The 2,500-nt window shown below is 55.6% G+C and carries 1 rRNA gene (running past both ends of the window); it reads left to right on the forward strand.

The window, feature by feature from the left end:
- Positions 1 to 2,500, forward strand: a 23S ribosomal RNA gene (locus tag AC5LIL_RS00155) (it extends past both window edges: 346 nt to the left, 68 nt to the right).

Below are 2,500 nucleotides of genomic sequence, written 5' to 3' on the forward strand. Positions count from 1 at the left end.
CCTGGAAAGGTCGGCCAGAGAAGGTGACGGCCCTGTAGCCGAAACCCCATCCCCTCCAGAGTGGATCCTGAGTACGGCGGGACACGTGAAACCCCGTCGGAATCCGGGAGGACCATCTCCCAAGGCTAAATACTTCCTAGTGACCGATAGTGAACCAGTACCGTGAGGGAAAGGTGAAAAGCACCCCGGAAGGGGAGTGAAACAGATCCTGAAACCGTATGCCTACAAGTAGTCAGAGCCCGTTCACGGGTGATGGCGTGCCTTTTGTAGAATGAACCGGCGAGTTACGATGGCGGGCGAGGTTAAGCCGATGAGGCGGAGCCGCAGCGAAAGCGAGTCTGAACAGGGCGCATCAGTCCGTCGTCGTAGACCCGAAACCAGGTGATCTACCCATGTCCAGGATGAAGGTCAGGTAACACTGACTGGAGGTCCGAACCCACGCACGTTGAAAAGTGCGGGGATGAGGTGTGGGTAGCGGTGAAATGCCAATCGAACCTGGAGATAGCTGGTTCTCTCCGAAATAGCTTTAGGGCTAGCCTCGAGGTGAAGAGTTCTGGAGGTAGAGCACTGATTGGACTAGGGGCCCCCACAGGGTTACCGAATTCAGTCAAACTCCGAATGCCAGCAACTTGTACTCGGGAGTCAGACTGCGAGTGATAAGATCCGTAGTCGAGAGGGAAACAGCCCAGACCATCAGCTAAGGTCCCCAAGTGTATGTTAAGTGGAAAAGGATGTGGCGCTGCACAGACAACTAGGATGTTGGCTTAGAAGCAGCCACCATTCAAAGAGTGCGTAATAGCTCACTAGTCGAGTGGCGCCGCGCCGAAAATGTAACGGGGCTAAACATACCACCGAAGCTATGGATCCCGTAAGGGATGGTAGGAGAGCGTTCCAAGCAGCAGTGAAGCGGTATCGTGAGGAGCCGTGGAGCGCTTGGAAGTGAGAATGCCGGTGTGAGTAGCGAAAAGAGGGGTGAGAATCCCCTCCGTCGAAAGCCTAAGGTTTCCTGAGGAAGGCTCGTCCGCTCAGGGTTAGTCTGGACCTAAGCCGAGGCCGAAAGGCGTAGGCGATGGACAACAGGTCGATATTCCTGTACCGCCGTACCACCGTTTGAACGATGGGGGGACGCAGAAGGATAAGGTGACCGTGCGACTGGAAGTGCACGGACAAGCAGCGAGGCCGTCGGGTTGGCAAATCCGCCCGGCACCAAGGTTGAGCTGTGACGTGGAGCCCGTAGGGCGAAGCACCGGATTTCACGCTGCCAAGAAAAGCCTCTAGTGAGGAGGTCGGCGCCAGTACCGCAAACCGACACAGGTAGGCGAGATGAGAATTCTAAGACGCGCGGGATAACTCTCGTTAAGGAACTCGGCAAAATGGTCCCGTAACTTCGGGAGAAGGGACGCTTATGGCAACATAAGCCGCAGTGAATAGGCCCAAACGACTGTTTAGCAAAAACACAGGTCTCTGCTAAATCGCAAGATGAAGTATAGGGGCTGACGCCTGCCCGGTGCTGGAAGGTTAAGGGGATGTGTCATCGCAAGAGAAGCACTGAACCGAAGCCCCAGTAAACGGCGGCCGTAACTATAACGGTCCTAAGGTAGCGAAATTCCTTGTCGGGTAAGTTCCGACCCGCACGAAAGGCGTAACGATTTGGGCACTGTCTCAACGAGAGACCCGGTGAAATCATAGTACCTGTGAAGATGCAGGTTACCCGCGACAGGACGGAAAGACCCCATGGAGCTTTACTACAGCCTGATATTGAGGCTTTGTACGCGATGTACAGGATAGGTGGGAGTTTGTGAAGCCGGAGCGCCAGCTTCGGTGGAGACACCCTTGGGATACCACCCTTTGCGTATAGAGTCTCTAACTCGCAGCCGTAATCCGGCTGGAGGACCGTGTCAGGCGGGTAGTTTGACTGGGGCGGTCGCCTCCTAAACAGTAACGGAGGCGCCCAAAGGTTCCCTCAGAATGGTTGGAAATCATTCGAAGAGTGCAAAGGCAGAAGGGAGCTTGACTGCGAGACCTACAAGTCGAGCAGGGACGAAAGTCGGGCTTAGTCGATCCGGTGGTTCCGCATGGAAGGGCCATCGCTCAACGGATAAAAGCTACCCTGGGGATAACAGGCTGATCTCCCCCAAGAGTCCACATCGACGGGGAGGTTTGGCACCTCGATGTCGGCTCATCGCATCCTGGGGCTGGAGTAGGTCCCAAGGGTTGGGCTGTTCGCCCATTAAAGCGGTACGCGAGCTGGGTTCAGAACGTCGTGAGACAGTTCGGTCCCTATCCGTCGTGGGCGCAGGAAATTTGAGGAGAGCTGTCCTTAGTACGAGAGGACCGGGATGGACGCACCGCTGGTGTACCAGTTGTTCCGCCAGGAGCATCGCTGGGTAGCTACGTGCGGACGGGATAAGTGCTGAAAGCATCTAAGCATGAAGCCCCCTCCGAGATGAGATTTCCCTTTGAGCAATCAAGAAAGACCCCTCAGAGACGATGAGGTAGA

Source organism: Exiguobacterium sp. RM11 (assembly GCF_059821525.1).